This window comes from Vibrio ruber DSM 16370, from assembly GCF_900163965.1.
Lineage (GTDB): Bacteria > Pseudomonadota > Gammaproteobacteria > Enterobacterales > Vibrionaceae > Vibrio > Vibrio ruber.
In genome coordinates this window covers 38,195-54,133 of the sequence record NZ_FULE01000052.1, presented here as the reverse complement: position 1 = coordinate 54,133, position 15,939 = coordinate 38,195, and the positions used below count along the sequence as shown (strand labels likewise).

General features: G+C 47.6%; 13 protein-coding genes and 1 pseudogene. 7 read left to right on the top strand and 7 right to left on the bottom strand.

The features are described from left to right. The 4 genes and pseudogenes from VR7878_RS18295 to VR7878_RS18280 form a co-directional block, all read left to right on the top strand. Positions 1 to 128 (top strand): annotated as a pseudogene (locus tag VR7878_RS18295) (IS200/IS605 family transposase); the annotation flags it as partial. A 188-nt stretch (positions 129 to 316) separates the two neighbouring features. Further along, the gene (locus VR7878_RS18290; RefSeq protein ID WP_077337456.1) at positions 317 to 1,519 is read left to right on the top strand and encodes a sugar efflux transporter; all 1,203 of its coding nucleotides are present in this window, start codon (positions 317 to 319) and stop codon (positions 1,517 to 1,519) included. Between the two features lie 232 nt (positions 1,520 to 1,751). Continuing rightward, entirely contained in the window at positions 1,752 to 2,282 is a 531-nt protein-coding gene (locus VR7878_RS18285; RefSeq protein ID WP_077337455.1) for a GNAT family N-acetyltransferase, read from the top strand. Between the two features lie 156 nt (positions 2,283 to 2,438). Further along, positions 2,439 to 3,047, top strand: a complete 609-nt coding sequence (locus VR7878_RS18280; protein ID WP_370737105.1) for a beta-phosphoglucomutase family hydrolase — start codon at positions 2,439 to 2,441, stop codon at positions 3,045 to 3,047. Between the two features lie 64 nt (positions 3,048 to 3,111). On the opposite strand, the gene bamJ is transcribed toward VR7878_RS18280, so the two are convergent. After that, positions 3,112 to 3,588 carry a BamJ family beta-barrel-assembly machinery protein gene (bamJ, locus tag VR7878_RS18275; RefSeq protein ID WP_077337453.1) on the bottom strand — a complete coding sequence of 159 codons (477 nt, stop codon included), beginning with the start codon at positions 3,586 to 3,588 and terminating at the stop codon, positions 3,112 to 3,114. A gap of 252 nt (positions 3,589 to 3,840) precedes the next feature. On the opposite strand from bamJ, the gene VR7878_RS18270 reads away from it, so the two are divergent. Next, positions 3,841 to 4,455 carry an OmpA family protein gene (locus tag VR7878_RS18270; RefSeq protein ID WP_077337452.1) on the top strand — a complete coding sequence of 205 codons (615 nt, stop codon included), beginning with the start codon at positions 3,841 to 3,843 and terminating at the stop codon, positions 4,453 to 4,455. Positions 4,456 to 4,534: 79 nt separating this feature from the next. Here VR7878_RS18270 and tkt read toward each other — a convergent pair whose 3' ends face one another. Both tkt and tal read right to left on the bottom strand, forming a co-directional pair. After that, complete coding sequence (tkt, locus tag VR7878_RS18265) at positions 4,535 to 6,526, bottom strand: transketolase (protein ID WP_077337451.1); 1,992 nt, start codon at positions 6,524 to 6,526, stop codon at positions 4,535 to 4,537. 85 nt (positions 6,527 to 6,611) lie between these two features. Further along, positions 6,612 to 7,562, bottom strand: coding sequence for a transaldolase (gene tal, locus VR7878_RS18260; RefSeq protein WP_077337459.1), 951 nt, complete (start codon positions 7,560 to 7,562; stop codon positions 6,612 to 6,614). Positions 7,563 to 7,995: 433 nt separating this feature from the next. Here tal and VR7878_RS18255 point away from each other — a divergent pair, with 433 nt between their 5' ends. Then, complete coding sequence (locus tag VR7878_RS18255) at positions 7,996 to 8,985, top strand: sugar-binding transcriptional regulator (RefSeq protein WP_077337450.1); 990 nt, start codon at positions 7,996 to 7,998, stop codon at positions 8,983 to 8,985. A gap of 192 nt (positions 8,986 to 9,177) precedes the next feature. Here the strand turns inward: VR7878_RS18255 and VR7878_RS18250 are convergent, their stop codons facing one another. The 3 genes from VR7878_RS18250 to moeA all read right to left on the bottom strand — a co-directional run bounded on the left by VR7878_RS18250 (position 9,178) and on the right by moeA (position 12,122). Further along, positions 9,178 to 10,017 carry a sulfurtransferase gene (locus tag VR7878_RS18250; RefSeq protein WP_205409487.1) on the bottom strand — a complete coding sequence of 280 codons (840 nt, stop codon included), beginning with the start codon at positions 10,015 to 10,017 and terminating at the stop codon, positions 9,178 to 9,180. A gap of 87 nt (positions 10,018 to 10,104) precedes the next feature. Further along, the gene (gene moeB, locus VR7878_RS18245; protein ID WP_077337448.1) at positions 10,105 to 10,875 is read right to left on the bottom strand and encodes a molybdopterin-synthase adenylyltransferase MoeB; all 771 of its coding nucleotides are present in this window, start codon (positions 10,873 to 10,875) and stop codon (positions 10,105 to 10,107) included. 11 nt (positions 10,876 to 10,886) lie between these two features. Beyond that, on the bottom strand, positions 10,887 to 12,122 hold the full coding sequence (gene moeA / locus VR7878_RS18240; RefSeq protein ID WP_077337447.1) for a molybdopterin molybdotransferase MoeA: 1,236 nt from the start codon (positions 12,120 to 12,122) through the stop codon (positions 10,887 to 10,889). 259 nt (positions 12,123 to 12,381) lie between these two features. Here moeA and folE point away from each other — a divergent pair, with 259 nt between their 5' ends. Then, positions 12,382 to 13,038, top strand: a complete 657-nt coding sequence (gene folE / locus VR7878_RS18235) for a GTP cyclohydrolase I FolE (RefSeq protein WP_077337446.1) — start codon at positions 12,382 to 12,384, stop codon at positions 13,036 to 13,038. A 238-nt stretch (positions 13,039 to 13,276) separates the two neighbouring features. Here folE and VR7878_RS18230 read toward each other — a convergent pair whose 3' ends face one another. Beyond that, on the bottom strand, positions 13,277 to 15,895 hold the full coding sequence (locus tag VR7878_RS18230; protein ID WP_077337445.1) for a pectinesterase family protein: 2,619 nt from the start codon (positions 15,893 to 15,895) through the stop codon (positions 13,277 to 13,279). Between the last annotated feature and the right edge of the window lie 44 nt (positions 15,896 to 15,939).

Sequence of the window (15,939 nt, the reverse complement as noted above, 5' to 3'; positions counted from 1 at the left end):
TAGATACGGTAGGTAAAAATACGAGCAAGATACAAAATTACATCAAGCAGCAACTAGAGCAGGATAAAATGGGAGAGCAATTGTCGATCCCGTATTCAGGTAGCCCGTTTACGGGCCGCAGGAACTAGTCATATGCAAATGTCAGATCACTACGCGCCTGCTAGGGCGCTGCTAGTAGGAGAGCCTTATAGGCGCATATGAAAAACCACCGGCTATGCCGGTGGATACTTTTTTATCTGTATATCATCTGAATGGTTTCTCAGCCGGGGGAACCATTCAAGTCGAATTGATGGTTTGAGTATGAAGGGATTGTTAGATGAATTTTGAACTATTTCGAGGAGATTCAGGCGTTTATTTCTGGTTGAACGGACTGGCAGCGATGGCTTTCTCGTTCATTTTACCGGTCATGAGTTTGTTCCTTATCGAAGGTTTAGGCATTGAACCGATGTATATTGGGCTTTATACCGTTGGTACAGCAATCTCTACAATCCTGATTAGTCAGGTATTAGGACGTCTGGCGGACAAAGGCATCGATAGTAAAACATTACTGTTGATCGCGGTTGGCTTTCTGGGTCTGGCGGCATTATGTTTTTCTCTGCTGACTCAATTCTGGCAGGCGATTATTGTCGGCTGGTGTTTTATGGCATTCGGTGCGTCATCGATTCCTTTATTATTGGCTATGATTCGCCGCTTCGCTGAACGGTCAGGTAAAGATAGTACCAAGCTCAATTCTCAGATGCGTTCTTCGGTTTCATTGGTCTGGATTGCAGGACCGGCTCTGGCTTTTGCATCGGTGGGGACGTTTGGTTTTCGGGCAAACTTTCTACTGGCTGCTGGTATTGCGCTACTGGTTTTTTTGATGGTGTGGCGATTATTGCCGTCTGTGCCAAAGGTTGCGAAATCTGAAACTTCGCATGAAGTGGTTCCGCCTTTTCCTTATAAAGTCTGGTTTCTCGGGGTCGGTATTTTATTTGCGAATATGGCAAACAGTACTTATATCAATGCGATGCCACTTTTTATCACGAAAGAGCTCGATTTCCCGGTTTCATACCCGGGTATTTTTATGGGATTGACAGCGGCATTAGAAATTCCGGTGATGCTTCTTTCTGCGTCTTGGTCACACCGTTTCGGTAAAATGAAGCTGATGATGGTGGGTTTTGTCATCGCCATGTTGTTTTATATCGGCATTCAATATGTTTCGAGTCTCGAAGGGTTGTTAGCGCTGCAACTGTTAAATGGTCTTTTTTACGGAATCTTTGTTGGTTTAGGGATTACACTGTTACAAGACTCAGCACCCAAACGGGTGGGGCAGGTTTCTGCTTTCTATACCAACGCGATGTCAGTCGGCACAATGTGTGGTACCTCTTTAATGGGGTTTGTTGCACAGCAATATGGTTTCCGGAACGCCATCTATATTTCGTTGGTGGCTATTCTGGTTTCATTTGCTATCTTTCTAGTCGTTTATTTGCATGAAAACAAGCAAGAAAAGGTTTCCGAATTACCATCTTCGCCTTTGTAGTCAGCGTTTTTATTAACGATGACACCCCGAGTAATCGTATGTAATCGCGCAATATCACAGTAGAAAAAGCTGAATATTCTGTGGCAGGATGCTGACTGCTTGCAAAAATAATCATGCCGTCGTACGGTAATCAATCAGTCATATATTTTGCCGGAATGTTATGCTTTTGGCTAAAATAATGGCAGTATAAATGTAGAGAACAGAGCTAACAGGAAGTTAGAAGGGCTATTAAATGGATATTCGAGTAGCTGAATATAGTGATTTTGAAACAATTGCTGAATTGCATGCCCGGAGTTGGCAGCAGAATTATCAGGGCGTAATGGAAGCCCATTATCTTCAGGATGAAGCCGAAGAAGATCGGCGTTTGATCTGGCAGGCCAGATTGATTAATCCGCCGATTAATCAACATGTCGTTGTGGCAGAAGAAAACGGCAAGCTTTGTGGTTTTATTTGTGCGTTTGGTAATCATGATTTTGAAAAAGGCACCGTGATTGAATCCCTGCACGTTGCTCCCGAATTTCAGGGAAAGGGGATTGCGAAGTTATTGCTAAAAGAAGTCACCCAATGGATTCAACACTATTTTCCTGATAGTGGTGTGTATATTGAGGTGATGGAACAGAATATTCGGGCTATTGAGTTTTATGATCATCTCGGGGGGCTACATACGCTGGATAGAATCTGGCATTCTCCTTGCGGGAGTGATGTTCCGGAGTGGGTCTACACTTGGGAGACGCCTCAGGCGATTCTGTCTGCTATCGAATAAAATTAAAATGGGTCTTGGGGCCATTTTTAGTCTGTTTTCTCGCAAAGAGAATTTGCTGCCAGCACTAAAATAGGAATGATGTCTATGAATCAGCCTGAATTTACTGTTCACACCTTTCGGTCATGTGGCACTGAAAATGTTGCTCAACCTGAATTACTGACCCGCCTCTCCCAATATAAGGGGCTCATTTTTGATATGGATGGTACCTTGCTTGATACCATGCCTGCCCATGTTGAATCTTGGAAACAAGCTGCGGAACATTTTGGTTTTCCTTTTACTGCACAATGGCTGCACAGTATGGGTGGGATGCCGAGTATTAAGGTTGTCGGTGAGATTAACCGCCGTTTTGGTTTATCTCTCAATCCGCATGAGGTGTCGCAGTTCAAACAGGATGCATTCCGTTTACTGGATAACCAATACCAGCGAATTACACTGACCTGTGACATTCTGGAACAGGCGTACGGTGAAAAGAAGCTTGCTGTCGGAACGGGAAGTCAACGGGATAATGCGCTGTCGTTGCTAGAAAATACCGGGTTGCTGGCTAAATTAGACTCGGTTATCACTGCAAGTGATGTAGAAAATCATAAACCGCACCCGGATACGTTTTTGACCGCCTGCCACCAGATCCAACTGAAACCAAATGAATGCGTTGTGTTTGAAGATACTGTGCTGGGGAAGCAAGCCGCTCATGCGGCAGGGATGGACTGCTTTCTGGTTACTGAGCACGGCTTAGTCTTCTATCCGCTGACTGATGAGACACTCTGAGCCGGAAGACGTCATGATGATAAGAGCTGCATAAGCAGCTCTTATCGTTTGTGGCTGGTATATCTTACTGGATATCGAGCAGTTCGACCTCAAAAATGAGCATTGAACCGGGGGGAATGGTACCGATACCACGATTGCCGTAGGCCAGGTGTGCCGGAATAAATAGACGAACTTTCTGGCCGACAACCATCAGCTGTAACCCTTCTTGCCAACCTTTAATGACTTGTTTGACGCCAAAAGTAATCGGCTTCTTACGTTCAACAGAGCTATCGAACATTTTACCGTTTAATAATGTCCCATGATAATGCACTTTGACTTTATCCGTCGGGAGCGGATGTTGTGTGCCGGTTCCTTCTTGCAGAATCTGATATTGCAAACCACTTTCTGTCGTTATGACGCCTTCTTGTTGCGCATTCTGTTCCAGAAATGTTTTTCCTTCACTGATATTTTTGGCGGCTGTCTGACTCCGCTTCCAGTTGCGGTAAAGAAAAATACCAGCGATGATAAACATGAAAATAGAGAAAATATAATTTTTATCCATGATAAATTTATTCCTTGGGTTGAATCGATACCCCGTGAATATCAACAACTCGAAAAGGCTTGTCGATGAGAGACCCTATTGTTGAATTGGTATTTTGTCGAGGGTATTTGCAGATAGCCATATTTCATCGAAAAGCGTGGATAAAGGCAATCTTTCTTGCTTCACAATCAGGCAAATGTCGAAAAATCAGCTATAAAGTTTTTATGATTTAGCCGATAAAGTGAGTATGTCGGAAATAAGGATCGTGAATCAATGAAGTTTATCGTTTATCTACTAAGCTTCTGTCTTTTCGGGTGTGGTTCACTTGTCACTGAACGTTTGTTCGATGACAACATGCTCGATAGGGCACCCAAGAATAACTCAGATGTACGTTATCCTGAGTGGGGTAAGTTGCCGAAGACGGTAAGCTCCGGTGTTCAGGGGCCGCAAGGGCAGAAGAGAGCCGATAGCGCTTATCAGTCATTGCAACGTTTTTTGCTCAATAACCGCATTGATTACGAAGTATTACCGGGTCAGTTTATGATTGTGCGGGTCAAGCGAACCATTCAGTTTGCAGTGGGGTCTGCCAATGTGACACCGGAATCACGGCTATGGCTAGAGAAAGTGAAGAACTATCTGGCAACTGCTTATGGTCTTGAGTTGGTGATTGACGGACACACCGATGATCTGGGTGATGCCCGTTACAACGATCAATTATCAAAAAAACGAGCTGAAGCCGTCAAACGGATCATTGCTAATAATCGTGTTTCTCTCGATTCTATTTATACCCGTGGGTATGGTGATGTTGTTCCGGCATGTACCAATCAGACACAAAAAGGGAAAGCGTGTAACCGGCGTGTCGAGCTTTTCTTTATTCTTCCGAGCTGATTTTACTTGTATTGGCTGTATCACGATTAAAAAAACGCCAGCAACTGCTGGCGTTTTATCTCATATCTCTCGATAGTCTTTACCCTAAAGACAACGCGACTTCGACGACATTCTCGACAGTAAAGCCGAACAGTTTGAACAACTCATCCGCCGGTGCTGACTCACCAAAGCTGGTCATGCCGACAATCCGGCCATTGAGACCGACATATTTGTACCAGTAATCGGCAATACCCGCTTCAATCGCAACACGTGCTGTCACCGCAGCAGGTAGTACCGCTTCACGGTAAGCCGCATCCTGACGGTCAAATGCATCGGTTGAAGGCATCGACACCACTCGTACCTGCTTGCCTTTTGCTGTCAGCTCCGCTGCTGCCTGAACCGCCAAATCCACTTCAGAGCCGGTCGCAATCAGAATTAAATCCGGTGTGCCCTGACAATCTTTGAGGATGTAGCCGCCTTTGGCGATGTTTGCCACCTGAGTCGCATCACGCTCCTGCTGAGCCAGATTCTGACGTGAGAAAATCAACGCTGTCGGTGCATCTTTGCGTTCAATCGCCAGTTTCCACGCCACGGCCGATTCAACCTGGTCACAAGGACGCCAGGTGCTCATATTCGGGGTCAGACGCAAGGTCGCCATTTGCTCCACCGGCTGGTGGGTCGGGCCATCTTCACCCAGACCAATCGAATCGTGCGTGTAGACCTGAATGTTCTGCACTTTCATCAGTGCCGCCATCCGCATCGCATTACGCGCGTATTCCATAAACATCAGGAAGGTGGCCCCGTAAGGAATAAACCCGCCATGCAGCGCAATCCCGTTGATGATGGCCGTCATGCCGAATTCACGCACACCGTAATGGATATAGTTACCGGACGCATCTTCAGCCGTCAGTGATTTCGAGCCAGACCACATGGTCAGGTTGGACGGTGCTAAGTCAGCCGAGCCGCCCATAAACTCAGGAAGTAACTTACCGAAAGCTTCCAGTGTATTCTGAGACGCCTTGCGTGATGCAATCGTCGCCGGATTCGCTTGCAGCTCAGCAATAATTTGATTGGTTTGCGTTTCCCAGTCAGCCGGGAGCTCACCATTGATCCGACGCTTGAATTCAGCCGCCAGCTCAGGGTAAGCCGCCTGATATGCGGCAAACTTGTCATTCCATGCCGCTTCTTTGGCAGCACCGGATTCTTTCGCATCCCACTGCGCATAAATGTCAGCCGGAATTTCAAACGGGCCATATTCCCAGCCCAGTTGCTCACGCGTTGCTTTGATTTCATCCGCGCCCAGCGGGGCACCGTGACAATCATGCGAGCCGGATTTGTTCGGTGAGCCAAAACCAATCACCGTTTTCGTACAAATCAGTGTCGGACGTGATGTTTCTGCTTTTGCCGCTTCAATCGCCGCTTCAATCGCTGCAGAATCGTGACCGTCGACTGCCGGAATGACATGCCAGCCGTATGCTTCAAAGCGTTTGGCCGTGTCATCGCTGAACCAGCCGTCAACATGGCCGTCAATCGAAATGCCGTTGTCATCCCAAAACGCAATCAGCTTGCCCAGCCCCAATGTACCGGCCAGAGAGCAGGATTCGTGAGATATCCCTTCCATCAGACAGCCGTCCCCGAGGAAAGCATAAGTGTGATGGTCAACAATGGTGTGTTGGTCACGGTTAAACTGTGCCGCGAGTGCTTTTTCAGCAATCGCCATACCGACCGCATTGGTGATGCCTTGTCCCAGCGGCCCGGTGGTGGTTTCAATCCCCGGAGCATAGCCGTATTCCGGGTGACCCGGCGTTTTGGAATGGAGCTGACGGAAGTTCTTCAGGTCATCAATCGACAGGTCATAACCGGTCAGATGCAACAATGAATAAATCAGCATCGAGCCGTGGCCGTTAGAGAGGACGAAACGGTCGCGGTCAGCCCAATTCGGGTTTTGTGGGTTGTGGTTCAGATGAGAGCGCCACAGCACTTCAGCGATATCCGCCATCCCCATCGGGGCGCCGGGGTGACCTGAATTGGCTTGTTGAACACCATCCATACTTAAAGCGCGGATCGCATTCGCGAGTTGTTTACGGTTCATAATTTTTTCCAACAAGATTAAATGAAGATTAAAAGCGGTATAAACAGAAAGAGGACTGTCGGTACAGTCCTCTCAAATATTTGTCTTAAAGCTGTTTGCTAATCATCGCTTCCAGTTTGCCTTGGTCAATCGCGAAATTACGAATCCCTTCAGCCAGTTTTTCAACTGCCATCGGATCCTGATTATGTTCCCACAGGAATTCAGCGTGAGTCATGGGCTGCGGGCGTTCTTGGATACGAGTCGTCGGTGTAAGTTTTACATCCACTTGGCTTTCAGTTTCTTCCAGTGTCTGGAGTAACTGCGGGCTGATGGTCAGACGGTCACAGCCGGCGAGTTCCAGAATTTCACCAGTGTTCCGGAAGCTGGCACCCATCACGACGGTATCGTAACCATGCTCTTTATAGTAGTTGTAAATTTTCGTGACGGACAGAACACCCGGATCTTCGCTGGCTGCAAAATCGCGGCCTTCTTTTGCTTTGTACCAGTCCATAATACGACCGACGAATGGTGAAATCAGATAAGCACCGGCTTCTGCACAGGCACGGGCTTGTGCAAAAGAGAACAACAATGTCAGGTTACAGTTGATCCCATCTTTTTCGAGCACTTCTGCGGCACGAATACCTTCCCATGTGGAAGCAACTTTAATCAAAATGCGATCATTACTGATCCCTGCATCATTATACAGGCTGATAAGTTTGCGAGCTTTTTCAATGGTTTTTTCGGTATCGTAAGACAGGCGTGCATCGACTTCTGTTGAGATACGGCCGGGAATACTTTTCAGGATCTCTTTCCCAATCGTCACTGCCAGCATGTCACTGGTATCTTCAAGCTGTTGTGCTTTATCATCACTTTTAGACTTGGCGTAAGCGACTGCCTGATCGATAAATTCAGCATATTCAGGGATCTGGGCAGCTTTCAGAATCAACGATGGGTTCGTCGTTGCATCTTGGGGCTGATATTTTTTAATGGCTTCAATCTCACCGGTATCGGCAACGACAGTGGTATATTTGCGCAGTTGTTCTAGTTGATTGCTCATATTCCGATCATCCTCTTTTAGGCCAAAAGACAGCTGAGAGATAAACATGACATTATGAAGGTGCCTGTTTCAAGAGCTGGCTTGATAAATCTTCAACATTTGTCGCATTGCACTGAACATATGATCAAATGTTGAGTAAATGATGAATCCATATTTATCTGATCGATTGAGAAAGTCAACGGCTATCATGAATTTCTATCGGATATTACCGATATTCAGAAAATGTAGCGCATTTTTTCTGTTCTCAGACCGATATTTCCTCAAATAAACCCCATTTCTCAGTGAAAGAGACAGCTATTTCTCGTGAACATTTGTTTTGAGTGTGAACATTTGATATATAGATAAACATTGAACATGATGATATTTCCATCGCTTGCATTGTTCTTGAGCGGGAGATCATCACTGCTGTGAGCCAGAAGTATTGGAGGGGTACATGACGGGATCGCAAGAGATATCTGTCGAAGATTCGGATCTGTTGACCGAGATTTCGGTTGCCTATTATCAGGATGGGGCAACACAGGAAGAGATATCCAGAAAGTATGCTATTTCCAGAGCCAAAGTCGGGCGAATGCTCAAGCAAGCCAGAGATGAAGGCATTGTCGAAATTACGGTGAAATATCACCCGGTATTCAGCGCCAAAGTTGAGCAGCGATTGATTGAACGGTTTGGGATTAAGCGTGCCCTGATTGCATTAGATCAACCGGACGAGGCTCAACAACGTCAGCAAATTGCCGGGTTGGTATCAAATTATTTATCCAGTTCACTCAAAAGTGGTCAGGTGATCGCTGTGGGTCAGGGGAGAAATGTCTCTGCTGTTGCCCACCATGTCGGGGTGATTTCACCGAAAGATGTCAAATTTGTTTGCAGTATCGGTGGGATTCACCCGCGGGGCGGTATGTTTAACGCAGACCATATCTGCCGCCAGCTGGCGAAAAAATATGGCGGCACATCGGAGACACTCTATGCACCGGCATATGCGGTGAACCGGGCACAGAAACTGGCATTTATGGAGAATGACACCATTAAGCAAACGCTGGATTTAGCCAGAAAAGCGGATGTTGCACTGGTCGGGATTGGCGATATGAGTGAGAACAGTTATATGGTGGATTTAGGCTGGTTTACCCCGCAGGAAGTGGTTCAGTCTCGTTTAGAGCAGGGGGTCGTCGGTGATTTTGCCGGATATGACTTTTTTGATATTCATGGACAGATAGCCAACACAGTGATGAGTGATCGAATCATTGGATTAAGTATTGAAGAATTCAGACCGATTGCTGAGGTGATTGCCATTGCCGCAGAAAACAGTAAACCGCTGGCGCTATTAGGGGCTTTGCGAACCGGAGCCATCGATGTGATTGCAACCAGTGTTTCTAACGCGCTGACCATTCTTAATCTTGATGAGCAAATGCGCTTTAAATCCGAATGATCACCGAGCAATATTGTGCTTCAAGCGGTGCGACTTATCGCGCCATGCTTGAAGCCTGAGTATTTGTCATCGTTACCATTTATCCCTTATCAGCCCGGTAGAGCCGATGGAATAGATGCAGAAACGGAGCGTCGAGACAGCGCACGGTGATAGCATGTCAGTTTTCGCTCATTCGCCATCCGCTGCTCTTTTTTATGATTCATCTGTTGCTATGGGATGTTGTGAAGCTCCCCATTCGGTCCATGAGCCATCATAAACTTTCAGATTCTGATAACCGCAGATATAAGCTGCCAGCAGCACAATACAGGCTGTCACACCGGAGCCACAGCTGAAAATATATTCTTCAGCGTCGTGAGGCAGAGTGTCTTGCAGTATCGTGCGTAGTGCTTCCGGTGATTTCAGCGTGTGTCCGTCAATGAGACATGTAAACGGCACACAGATCGAATGAGGAATATGACCGCTACGAATACCGGCTCTCGGTTCGGCAACGGTTCCCGAAAAACGCGCCCGAGAACGGGCATCAACTGCCAGGCTGTTTTGCTGCATGATTTGTCGGAGTACATAGTCGGCATCTACAAAAAAACCGGGGGTGAGCGTTCCGGAAAAGTTGCCGGGCGCAGCAGGGGGCTGAAAGCTCATCGCGAGCGGATAACCCTGGCGTTTCCACTCAGCCAGACCACCGTTGAGAATATAAACGTGTTCATGTCCCATTGCTTTGAGCATCCACCACGCCCGGGGAGACGCCATTGTTCCGCTGTTATCGTAGACGACGATGAGCGAGTCTTGGTTGAGCCCGATTTGGCGGGCACATTGATTGAAACGACTCTCGCTTGGCATCATATGTGGCAGGTGGCTATCCGGATCGCAAAATACTTTATCGTAATCAAAGCGCCGGGCTCCGGGAATGTTATGTACGGTATCTTTCTCAGTTTCTGAGGGAATTTGAAAGGCAATACTACTATCTAAGACGACCAGTTTCGGGTCAGAGAGGTGTTCCGATAGCCATTGCGGTGAGACAAGTGGTGACATAATTGATATTCCTTCTATTGATTCAGTAATCCGTTTGTTTTATCCGGGAGCATTGAACGATAAAATAGTGACATTGTCACTTGTGCCGATTCAATCAACGTTGCTGCAACAGACCGGACAATTCTTCCGCTGGGGGAGAGTCATTGCTTGCCATGACAGCGTCATCGCGTCTAATAACAGCACTTTACCTCGCAACGGCTGACCGTAATTCGCCAATACTTTGAGTGTTTCCAGTGCTTGCATCGCACCAATCACCCCGACGACTGGCGCAAGTACACCATTTTCGACACAAGTCGGCGCATGATTACCAAATAATGTGCTAAAGCACTGATAACAAGGCTCACCGGTTTGATAGGTAAAGACACTTAAGAAACCTTCCATACGGATTGCCGCACCGGAGATGAGTGGTGTCTTGGTTTGAAAACAGAGTTGATTGAGCTGATTACGGGTGGCGATATTGTCACTGGCATCCAGTACGGCATCATGATGTGCCATCAGTGCCAATAGCGAAGGTTCGTCAAGCCGTCGGGCTATCGTTTTAACCCGAAGGTAAGGGTTGAGTTGACGGAGTGAATCTGCGGCAGAGTCAACTTTCAGCCGTCCGATATCCTGATCGGTGTGTAGAATTTGTCGCTGCAGATTGGATAATTCCACCACATCATCATCAACCAGTGTGAGATTACCAACGCCGGCACTGGCAAGATATTGGCTGGCTGCACACCCCAGACCACCGGCACCGATGATCAGCACCCGCCCCTGTTTGAGCGCTTCTTGTCCCTCAAAATCAAACTGTTTCAGGATAATCTGGCGGTTGTAGCGCAGATGCTCGTCATCACTGAGCAACTCGTCATGCGTCGTCATTGCGTTGCTCTCTAATATAGTGCCGGGTTAAACGGTTCGATAGTGACGGTCTCACCGGCTTCAACCGAACCGCGTTGCTGTTCGAGAACGATGAAACAGTTGGCGGTACTCATTGCGCGGAATGCCCCGGAGCTTTGGTTGCCTGCATTATCAACAACGATTTGCCCGTTTTCTACGCTGAAAACCCCGCGTTGATAGTCGGTTCGCCCGGGAGATTTCTTAAATGAAACCTTGCTGGTGGCTTGTATTTGTGCTGGCGCCTGCCACTGGGTATGGCCTGCGAGTTTGGCGAGCATCGGTTGAACTAAAACGTATAAAGTCACCACCGCAGAAACCGGATTCCCGGGGAGCCCGCAAAATAGCGAATGATTCAGTTTACCGAAAGCAAAGGGTTTACCCGGCTTAATGGCGATTTTCCAGAAATTGATTGTACCGAGCGATTCGAGAATGGTTTTGGTGTAGTCGGCTTCTCCGACACTCACGCCGCCCGATGTAATGACAACATCCGCAAGCGACTGGGCTTGTTGGAATGTTTCTGTGAGTTGTGTTTGGTTATCGGGAATGATCCCTAAGTCAATCACATCACAACCGAAATTTTCGAGAATAGGGCGGATGGCATAGCGATTACTGTCGTAGATCTGTCCTGCGTCGAGCTTTTCACCCACCGGTTTAAGTTCATCCCCGGTTGAGAAAATCGCAACTTTGGGTTTGCGCAGCACCAGTACCTGACTAATCCCCAATGATGCCAGTAGCGGTAAGTCCCGGACGGTCAGACGGCTGCCGGCAGGGAGCACAACCTCATTCTGTTTGAAGTCATCACCTTGAGGACGAATATTGGCCTGTGCTTTCACCTGAGAAGTGAGGAAGTGAATCCCTTCTGGGGTTGCTTCGGTTTTCTCCTGCATAATCACGGCATCACAACCAGTGGGAACGGGAGCGCCAGTCATGATTCGAATGCAGGTTTTTTCCGGCCATTCGCCACTAAAAGGCTGCCCGGCAAATGCTTTTCCCGCCAGCGGGAGCGTGTCTGTTGTGGTGAGGTCTTGAGTCCGGACGGCATAACCGTCCATTGCTGAATTATCAAAAGGAGGAACATCAATCGGAGAGCGGACATCTTCGGCGAGCACATGACCTAATGCTGTTTCAAGAGGAAGTTTTTGACTGATTTTTAGCGGAGAAACATCAGCCAGCATGGTTTGAATCGCATCTTCAATCGGGAGAAGTCCTTGGGTATCACAGCATCCCATATCTATTATCCTAATTCGCGTTATATAATCTTGAGGGGTTACTTTAGCATGAATCGTTTCATACCGAGTGTGCTTTCATGAATATTTTGATGCAATGAATTGCACTTTTTAATGCGGCAGCTCTACAGATGAATTCATCAATTATTATGTGTTGAGATGGTTCTGATTTCCTGCCTTAAATTGTGGATGTAATTATGACAAATTCCGAGTATCCTTGTCAGCCATCCGGAGGAAGGGTTGAATCAAGAGAGGTTATGTCATGTCAGGTTTGAGCGAGTCTGCTTTGCTGGTCAAAAATGCACTCGAACATCGTGGTTTAGAAACGCCGATGCGTTTGAATTCGATTGGACGGGAAGAGAAGAAAGAAAAAATAGAATATCACATGCGTGAGATTCTCAATCTGCTCGGACTGGATTTAACCGATGATAGCCTTGAAGAAACACCGCATCGTATTGCCAAAATGTATGTGGATGAAGTGTTCTCCGGTCTGGATTATCAAAATTTTCCGAAGATCACCCTGATTGAAAATAAAATGAAAGTCAGTGAGATGGTTCGGGTTAAAGACATTACCGTGACCAGTACCTGCGAACACCATTTGGTCACCATTGACGGAAAAGCAGCAGTTGCCTACATTCCCCGTGGCAAAATTATCGGTTTATCGAAAATTAACCGGATTGTTCGTTTCTTTTCCCAGCGCCCACAGGTGCAAGAACGAATGACCCAGCAGATTCTGGTGGCATTACAAGTGCTGTTAGAAACAGATGATGTCGCGGTGACGATTGATGCGACCCACTATTGTGTTAAAGCCCGTGGCGTGATGGATGCAACCAGTGAAACGACGACGACCGCACTGGGGGGATTGTTCAAGTCGAACCCTGCTACGCGCTCCGAATTTTTACATGGTCTTTTAGGTTAAAAGTCTGTTAGGTTGAACGTTTCTAAGGCTGGCAGTCTCCCCGGTTAAAGAGAACGGGCGGTTAACAGCGAACAGGTTGAAAGGAAAAACCGAGTGTTTAACACTCGGTTTTTTTATGGATGTTGCAAACACTTTAGCTATACAAACACTTTAGCTATACAAACACTTTAGCTATACAAACACTTTTGTTATCTGAACAATTACGTCATGCAAACAATTGAGCCAGAAAATGCCTGAATCAGAAATTGTCATGCGACAGACGGGGAAGTTGCCGCGCGAGATGATGCAGTGATGGATTGTGCTGAATGGCCTGAATCACCAGTTGAGCAATCCGTTGGGCGCCTTGCTGTTGAAAATGGGTGGTATCCGGTTTTTCAAGTGATCCGCTCCGGCCTTTGTAATAAGGGTACTGCTCGGGATCAACCGCGAGCCAGATATTTTTCCATTCGTCATCGCTGGTCTGGTTGACCATATCAATCACCATGGCCTGTAGGTCGATCAGCGGTACATGATTGATCCGAGCCGTGTCTTCAATCGTTTGGGTATAGTTTCCGACATATTGATAGCCGTTATCTGCATTTTGTGCCGTGATATGCTGCTGTGGCGTGATTGGTGTGCCATTACCGCCATGAATGCTTTTTGCTCGGGGAACCGGGGTAATCAACACCGGATGCATGTGATGACGACGCGCAAAATTTAGGTATCTTTCGAGCGAGTGCTGAAAGGAATCGTTCCATGCCAAAAATGGGTACTGAGGATTACCCCAGCCATCGTTCGGGTAGGTACATAAGTTTGCCACATCAACAGCACCCCGTCCTGCTTTTGCCCCGTTACATTTTTCATCATTGTGCCCAAACTGAATCAGCAGAAAATCATGGGGCCGAACCTGCGACTCAATCTGGCTGAGCCAGCGGGCGTTGATGAAATCTTTTGAACTTCGCCCTGAGCGAGCGGCATTGACAACTTGTAACCGCCGACCATTGGATACCATGTCAGCAAATGCCTGTCCCCATCCCATCCGCGGATAAACTTCATTGTCGTAGTTGGAGACGGTTGAATCACCGACCAGAAAGATCCGTCGTTTGGCTGACTGAATCAACTGCTTGGTGTCGGCTAGCTGTTCACCGGTAACTTGGTATCCTGCGACCGTATCTGCAGCGAGAACCGAATGAAATGCCAAGTCGGTCAGGTAGGTTTTGGCCGTTAATCCCGTATGGGTGTCATAGCCACGATTATGGATAACCTGACTGGCAAGTTTACGAATGACCGGCTCATAGCGCTGCGAATAACTGACGGGATCCCATGATTGCTGAGCATCGATGCCATATGCTTCGGCAACAGACTGGAAGGCGGTTGTGAAATTTTGCTGTGCTTGCTGTTGTACCGCTGCCGAAAAGGCCGGTAACTGATCCATTTCATTGAGTAAGGCCGGACCGTTAATCCCTTCATGCGCAGCAAGTACGGAGACAATCAGATCACTGAACGGATTGACGTTACCGATGGTCGTGCCGTTATTATTGATGTCACTGACCAAAGCGCTGGCACAGACTGACTGGTAGGTGTCTCTGTGCAGACAGGAAGAGCCGCTTTGATCATCAACCGCGACCAGAACCGGTGGGGTCATACCTGCAATTGATGCTTGGTAATATCCGGCAGAATCGGTCAAAGTGGTCGCTGTCTGACCGCTGCTGCCTTTCAGGCGAACTTTGGCAGGGAAAGTCATTTGCGAATGAATTACCTGACCCTTGAGCATACTTTGTGGGCCGAGAGAAACATCGGGTTGCCAGCCGTCCAAAATATGACTGCGGGTATACTGTGCCGCATCGGCATCACTCAGTTGCCGCCTGGTTGTATCGGAAGCATCGGCTGTGCCGGCACCGGTATTTTGATATTCCCAGAAACGACTGTCTTCAGGGTAGAACCAGATGACATTGCCATGGATGTCTTTACCGCTCATTTTATCCCAGCCAAAAATATGGTCGTCTACATCACAGTTGATGAAGGCCGTATGGCCGATGGCATTCGGATCGGCATAGCGGCCATCTTCGAATGTCCGGGTCGGATGCCAAGGACGTCCCAGACCATAACTCGCAGCCGGAACTGCGGCTTCTTTGGATAACTGACAATCTTTAAATACCAGGCCGAAAGGGGAGCTGATATCTGTGCTGGGGGCTGTCAGGTAACCTTGGGTGTTGCCCGGTGCCACATCATCACGATACCGGGCGATCAATTGACTGTTTTCAAACAGAGCGGTGCCTTCACCGAAGATAAAATCGACGGTGCCGGTAATCACGGAGTTATCAACATAGGTATGCGGCGCGCGCAGATAGACCGTATCTTGGTAGCTCACCAGCCGGACATCTTTGAACTGTGAGCGATCCGCTTTGGTGGAAACCAATAGCGCAACGGCCTGTGTTCCGCGGATCTTGGTCGGATCATCATCACTTTTGGCCTGATTGGCCGGAAAATCAAACCCGTTTTCGATGGTCAGAGAGCGGGCGGTGAAATTGGCCGCATTGATGTACACAGTACGACTGCCGGATGTGCCGTATTTCTTGCCATTTTCATCCAATGTGCCATTGGCGGTGGTTGCGGTAATGACCGTCTGATCGCGATTTTCACCGATGAGCATAATATTGGGACGGGAAACATTGAGTTTTTCGTGATAGATCCCATTGGTGACATAGATGACGTACGGTTTTCCATCATCCGGAGCACTGTTAATGGCCTGCTGGATTGAAGTAAAGTCCGCAGAACCATCTAATGCGACTTTAGTGTCATAGAGTGGGGCTGCGATGGCAGAAGAAAGACAGAGGAGGGAGGTGAGCCCTAAACCTGTCGTTGTCAGATGATTCATACAGAGGTTCCTTTTGTTATTAGGTAAAATGAAAACTGTTTATT